Annotated in this window: 7 protein-coding genes; 6 read left to right on the top strand and 1 reads right to left on the bottom strand. The window is 44.1% G+C overall.

The window, feature by feature from the left end:
• The first annotated feature begins 508 nt into the window (after positions 1 to 508).
• Entirely contained in the window at positions 509 to 1,435 is a 927-nt protein-coding gene (locus IM479_RS21655; protein WP_287078416.1) for an RluA family pseudouridine synthase, read from the top strand.
• On the opposite strand, the gene bioU is transcribed toward IM479_RS21655, so the two are convergent.
• Positions 1,432 to 2,433: a (S)-8-amino-7-oxononanoate synthase BioU gene (gene bioU, locus IM479_RS21650; RefSeq protein ID WP_287685303.1), complete on the bottom strand. Its 1,002-nt coding sequence runs from the start codon at positions 2,431 to 2,433 to the stop codon at positions 1,432 to 1,434. The genes IM479_RS21655 and bioU overlap by 4 nt on opposite strands.
• Before the next feature lie 309 nt (positions 2,434 to 2,742).
• On the opposite strand from bioU, the gene IM479_RS21645 reads away from it, so the two are divergent.
• The 5 genes from IM479_RS21645 to IM479_RS21625 all read left to right on the top strand — a co-directional run bounded on the left by IM479_RS21645 (position 2,743) and on the right by IM479_RS21625 (position 4,745).
• Positions 2,743 to 2,958, top strand: a complete 216-nt coding sequence (locus IM479_RS21645) for a DUF2997 domain-containing protein (RefSeq protein WP_286825012.1) — start codon at positions 2,743 to 2,745, stop codon at positions 2,956 to 2,958.
• 44 nt (positions 2,959 to 3,002) lie between these two features.
• The gene (locus tag IM479_RS21640) at positions 3,003 to 3,389 is read left to right on the top strand and encodes a DUF1257 domain-containing protein (RefSeq protein WP_286825013.1); all 387 of its coding nucleotides are present in this window, start codon (positions 3,003 to 3,005) and stop codon (positions 3,387 to 3,389) included.
• Complete coding sequence (locus tag IM479_RS21635) at positions 3,389 to 3,796, top strand: ferredoxin (protein ID WP_158199472.1); 408 nt, start codon at positions 3,389 to 3,391, stop codon at positions 3,794 to 3,796. Before IM479_RS21640 ends, IM479_RS21635 begins: the two co-directional genes overlap by 1 nt.
• Before the next feature lie 244 nt (positions 3,797 to 4,040).
• Positions 4,041 to 4,343 carry a hypothetical protein gene (locus IM479_RS21630; protein WP_287685302.1) on the top strand — a complete coding sequence of 101 codons (303 nt, stop codon included), beginning with the start codon at positions 4,041 to 4,043 and terminating at the stop codon, positions 4,341 to 4,343.
• The gene (locus IM479_RS21625; protein WP_287685301.1) at positions 4,344 to 4,745 is read left to right on the top strand and encodes a toxin-antitoxin system TumE family protein; all 402 of its coding nucleotides are present in this window, start codon (positions 4,344 to 4,346) and stop codon (positions 4,743 to 4,745) included. It abuts the gene before it with no gap.
• Positions 4,746 to 5,018 lie beyond the last annotated feature (273 nt).

The raw sequence follows: 5,018 nt of genomic DNA, 5'->3' as shown, positions 1-5,018 counted from the left end.
TTAGTGGCTTGGGAACAAGCTTTATCAATTTATTCATAATAAATATTGGCAGAGGATTAAAGATTAGTTATTGTGACTAACTCTTTTGGTTAGAGAAAGATAAACTTGAGAATCTTCGGTCAAATTTATTGACTCAAAATCCGCTGTACTTAATTTAAATGAAACAGCCCTACCCTTAATCCCCCCTTAATAAGGGGGGCATCTGAAAGTTTTTAACACCTACCTACTTAAAAATCAGGAAAATTTAATCCCAAGATTTCCATCTCAAGCAGCCAGAGCAAGTTCAATTACTGTTAAAATAAGTAAGTAGTTATAATTAAATTGAAGATAGATTTTGCCTCTGATCCCCCCTGCCCCCCTTGATAAGAGGGGTGCCGATAGGCGGGGGGATCTGATAATTTTTAACGCCTACCTACTTAACTGGAATTGTTGAGCTAAGTAGATTAACTAATCTCCAGTCAGTTTTTCTTGATTCCCCGACACCCTACACCCTGATCACTAAAAACCGATGAACCAATTAAACTTAGAAGTTGCGGGAAAAAAAGAACGTTTAGATGCTTGGATGGGGTCACAATTGCCCGATTTATCGAGATCGAGGCTGCAAAAACTGATAGAACAGGGATATATACAGTTAAATGGTCAAATTTGCACTAATAAAAATACTAAAGTTGGTCAAGGCGATCGCTTAAAGATTACCATTCCCGACAGTCAACCCCTGGAATTAACCGCCGAGGCGATCGAGCTTGATATTCTTTACGAAGACGAATATCTGATTATTATCAATAAACCTGCCGATTTAGTGGTTCATCCGGCTCCCGGCCACGAATCGGGAACCTTGGTCAACGCTTTACTGCATCACTGCCCGAATTTAGCCGGAATTGGTGGAATTCAACGCCCTGGTATAGTCCACCGCTTAGATAAGGATACCACGGGTGCGATCGTTATTGCCAAAACCGACCAGGCCCATCAACACCTACAGGCACAATTAAAAACCAAAACTGCCCGCCGGGAATACATCGCCCTCGTCCACGGTGTCCCCAAAACGGAGACAGGTACAATTGATCTGCCGATCGGTCGTCACCGCAGCGATCGCCAAAAGATGGCGATTATTGCCGTGGAAAAAGGAGGTAGAAATGCCGTCACTCACTGGCAAGTCAAGGAAAGACTGGGCAACTACACCTTAATGGAATTTCGCCTAGAAACTGGCAGAACTCATCAAATTCGCGTTCATAGCAGCCAAATCGGTCATCCGATTCTTGGGGATCCCCTCTATAGTTCAGGTCGTTCCATCGGGATTAATCTACCCGGGCAATTACTCCATGCCCATCGTTTAATTTTAGTACATCCGGTCACGGGAGAGAGCCTAGAAGCGATCGCCCCCTTACCCGCTATTTTCCCGAAAGTTTTAGGTATTTTACGGCAGAGAAACCCCTAGCGCACAAATTGCGGCATAATCTCCGCTGCTGTCCATAATCCGTAGATACCGCGACGATGTAGGGAAACCCCCGCTTTCAGATAACCAAAAGCTGGCCCGCAGACATTAGCCGCCATACTGGTTTCATCACCCAAAGTGAAGGTATGGGTGGAAATTTTGCCTTCAAAAGTCCGCCCCGTGACTTTAACATTGGTACTCAAGGGCTTTTTCGGGTTGCGCGTATCCACCACACCCCCGACGGAAACCCGATCGCGTCCACAAATTCCGGCTAATTCCAGCATAATATCGTCTGCGTGTTCCATATTTTCGAGGCTGAGAATGCCATTGGTTTTATTTAACAGCATTTCCACTTCCGCATCACTCATCCGGTGCGCCGTTTCTGGGTCGTAACCGGGTAAATGGGCGATATCTTCGCGAATAGTGGCACGATAAGCCTCCCAGTTGGCGATTCCCACGCCAAAGGTAATTTTAACGCTATGAATCTCCCCATAACTCTGGGCAGCTAGGGCAGCAGCCGCAGTTAACAGTCCGGGGGTAGCACCGCAGCCCGTCATGTAGGTGATGCCGGCGGCTTCTAGGTCTGCTTGTAGTGCTAAGATTTGTTCCATGGCGCTGGTGCGTTTGAGGGCATCGACTAAAACTCCGCGCCAACCTAAGCGAATGAAAGTTTTAGCGATATCGGCCATGAAATTGTTAGGTAAATTCGGTAAGGCGAGAAAATAGCCTTCTACGTCGGCAGTTTTGATTAATTCCTCGATACTGTTCTCGCTGAGACTGCCGTAATTTTCCAGATAACCGATCGAACCCCGGTCATGATAAATTTTGTTACAGGTATTGACATCTAGACCGTCTTTGTGGTATGCAAAACCGGCTTTATCGGCGGCGGCAGTCCAAAGCATTTCCTGTTTGGGGGCGAGAATTCTAGCGGCAGCCTGTCCTAAACCACCAAAACCTAAAACACCGATCCGAATGCGATCGCTGGCTATTTGTTTATTCATTTTGTTCTGATTCCTATAGACAAAATTCTATGATCTCGGCGGTCGTGGTTCGCCGTTGCATCTCCTTTATTTTCAATTTATCGCTTCAGGTCGTCTTTTTTGTGTAGTTTTGTTAAATTATGCCTCCTCGGTCAAGGTTCGCCCTTGACGATGAAGAAAAGTTACGGGAAACTTACAAAAAATGAAAGTGGTTGGCTGAGATAATATAAAGTTTTGCTAAAATTTTAACCAGATTGCTACGATTAGCAAACTATCGTAAATTAAAACGATAGGGAGCTTTGCAAACCCCAGATCACGCTGAGAAGAGCTATGAGCATGGAAAGCCTAGAGTTTATTATCTATCCCGATGGTCGCGTCATGGAAAAGGTGACAGGCATAGTCGGTTCATCTTGTCAAGAGGTGACGGCGGCGATCGAGGCACAACTCGGGCAGCTGATGTCTCAAGAGAAAACCTCGGATTATTACCATCAAACCGTCAGCCAGTCAGAGAAAGTCAGCAACAAAGCCACTTTTAGCGACTGGTAATTTTTCATCTTTCCCAATCCCATTATTTAAGCCACTGAAAAACCATGTCACACTTTAGCAATATCAAAACCAAAATCCGCGATCTATCCTACCTAAAAGCCGCCCTAACGGATATGGGTATGGAATGGAAAGAGGGTTCTCACCCTGTCAAAGGTTATCAAGGTCAAACTTTAACCGCAGAGGTGGTAATTGAACAAGATAACAATTACGATATCGGTTTTCGCTGGAATGGTAACGAGTACGAGTTAGTTGCCGATTTGCAATACTGGCAACAACCCCTAACCGTAGAAGGATTTTTAAGAAAAGTAAATCAAGGTTATGCCTACCACACCATTCTGGCAGAAACTGCTAAACAGGGTTTTCAGGTGGCAGCACAGGAAAAAAATACTGATGGTTCTATTCGTCTAGTGGTACAACGTTGGAGTGCCTAATGGCTGATTTTTCTCCCGAACGCTCTGGTTTTGAACCAGAGTTGGGGGGATTCCTAAGAGATTCCCCCGATCGCACCGGTTTTGAACCTGAATTGGGCGGTTTACTGCGCCAGAAAGCGGTTTACGTCGATGAGGTCACTTGTATCGGTTGTAAACACTGCGCCCACGTTGCCCCCAATACCTTTTTTATTGAAGGTGAATACGGTCGCTCTCGTGTCTATAATCAGGACGGTGACGAGGAAGAAATTATTCAAGAAGCGATCGAGACTTGTCCGGTTAACTGTATTCACTGGGTTAATTATCATCAGTTGTCATCCCTTGAGGAAGAACGCAAACATCAAGTGATTAAACAGTTAGGTTTTCCTCAGATTCACAAGAAATTTAGCCCCGCAGATTTAGACATTTAGGGTGGATAGGTGCAGCCTCATCCATCCATTATTTCCTAGCAGTCATGGCAGCGGTTCTCGATCGAATCTGCTACAGTTCTCAGGGGAAATAATCCTAAATCCGTTGAGTATAGGCTACCTATCAGGATAGGCAAGAGGCAAGAGGCAACCCCCCCTGCCCCCCGACATCGGGGGGGTAGGAGGAATAGATAATCAGTCTTTAATAACTGGATTTAGTATAATCCTATCTCGGATTTTAACGATAATGAATACCCAACTGATTGATTCTCTCGCACGAATTATTCTCTCTCTCTCCGAGGAAGAAAGAGAGTTACTGAATCGAAAAATTGAGAGCGAACAACGGGAAAATTTGCAGATTAACGCTCAAATTTTGGATTTAGAAAACCGTGTCAAGCAATACGAAAATCAATATCGCATGAGTTCGGAAGAATTCTATCCTAGATTTCGTTCCGGTGAGCTAGGGGACGATATGGATTATTTCGAGTGGAATGTTTATTATGAAATGCTATTGGCAGCTAGAAAAGAGATAAGTTTACGATCAAATTAGATGGAGATAGCCGATTATATTCCCCTAGTTAAAAGGAAATTATCTGAGAGTTCGATCGTCAAGTCTTTTACGATTGTCGATGAAAGAATTTTATTCGATCGAGGCTATTTCCGAGCGAGAGTCCTTTTAACGAACGGAGATTTTTTAGAAATTGCTGAAGCTTTTACCTCGATCGATCAACGCATCGTTACGATAAGCTATCGCTATCAATGGATGGACGCAAGCAAACAGAAGTTAAGAAAACGCTGGGATAACGTGGAACATTTTCCCGATCTAGCCAATTTTCCCGATCATGTCCATGTGGGAGACGAGTTAAACGTTCAACCAAGCGAATCTAGAAATATTTTACAAATTATCACCGTAATCGAGCGCGAGATCGAGATTTTGTGGAACGCATTCTAGAAAGAAACCAAGTCCTATAACTCACCAAATTTCAAGGAAGTCGCGAGAATTATCCGCCAGTTCGCGGGGTAGGCGCGATCGGGCTGAGGGTGGAGTGGTGGGAGCGTAGCACTGGCTCTGCCAGATCGTGTATAATAAGCTAAAACGCACTTAAACCACCTAAAATAGAAATAGTAACTTGAGAAAAATTCTACTTATGCCAGCTAAAGATTTCCTAGATTTAGAAGAAAAGAAAAACTTACAAAAAGCTCTTAAAGAAGAAGAAAGAGCAGA

The organism is Microcystis sp. M165S2 (genome assembly GCF_020245885.1).
In the GTDB taxonomy this organism is placed as follows: Bacteria; Cyanobacteriota; Cyanobacteriia; order Cyanobacteriales; family Microcystaceae; genus Microcystis.
This window is presented reverse-complemented; position numbering and strand designations above follow the sequence as displayed.

What these genes read in the sequence shown, in the direction of transcription:
- IM479_RS21655 (WP_287078416.1), top strand. Translation starts at nt 509, where the DNA reads ATGAACCAATTAAACTTAGAAGTTGCGGGAAAAAAAGAACGTTTAGAT.
- bioU (WP_287685303.1), bottom strand. Translation starts at nt 2,433, where the DNA reads ATGAATAAACAAATAGCCAGCGATCGCATTCGGATCGGTGTTTTAGGT.
- IM479_RS21645 (WP_286825012.1), top strand. Translation starts at nt 2,743, where the DNA reads ATGAGCATGGAAAGCCTAGAGTTTATTATCTATCCCGATGGTCGCGTC.
- IM479_RS21640 (WP_286825013.1), top strand. Translation starts at nt 3,003, where the DNA reads ATGTCACACTTTAGCAATATCAAAACCAAAATCCGCGATCTATCCTAC.
- IM479_RS21635 (WP_158199472.1), top strand. Translation starts at nt 3,389, where the DNA reads ATGGCTGATTTTTCTCCCGAACGCTCTGGTTTTGAACCAGAGTTGGGG.
- IM479_RS21630 (WP_287685302.1), top strand. Translation starts at nt 4,041, where the DNA reads ATGAATACCCAACTGATTGATTCTCTCGCACGAATTATTCTCTCTCTC.
- IM479_RS21625 (WP_287685301.1), top strand. Translation starts at nt 4,344, where the DNA reads ATGGAGATAGCCGATTATATTCCCCTAGTTAAAAGGAAATTATCTGAG.